1 pseudogene is annotated in these 529 nt (G+C 45.0%); it reads right to left on the bottom strand.

What is annotated here, in order from left to right:
* Nucleotides 1–120: 120 nt before the first annotated feature.
* A pseudogene (locus tag R7Q11_RS29060) lies at nucleotides 121–529 on the bottom strand (MATE family efflux transporter); the annotation flags it as partial.

Genomic DNA, 529 nt, shown 5'->3' with positions numbered 1-529 from the left:
AAATGGGCTGAACCGAATGTTATAGTAGCCATACCATGATGAGATAATGAGGTTAAATGAGTATTTGGGTTACCATGATCCAAACGCAAAAACAGCAGGTTTTCGACCTGCTGTTTTTATTTACGCGAGGAACGTTCCTTTACGCCATTGATAGAAGAATATCGCCCCAAGACCAAACCCTCGCATTGCCATAAAGCTGGTCATCGCAAACCACAGTGCATGGTTTTGCCAGCCAGAGAACAAAAAGAAGATTACGAAGAAACAGCAAGTCGCCACGAACATACTGTTCCGCATATCTTTACCTTTGGTGGCACCAACAAAAATGCCATCAAATAAGAAACACCACATAGATGTCAACGGCATCACCACCAGCCAAGGTAGATAGATCGCTGCTTGCTGCTGCACAATCGCAATAGAAGTGATCATGGCGATCAAATTCGATCCCGCCAAACCAAATACCGCAGTAAGTCCCAAACAGATGATCAGACTCCAAAAGAATGTCCCTGCCAGAGAGGCACTGAGCTGAGCT

It is taken from the genome of Vibrio sp. 970, from assembly GCF_033339075.1.
This window is presented reverse-complemented; position numbering and strand designations above follow the sequence as displayed.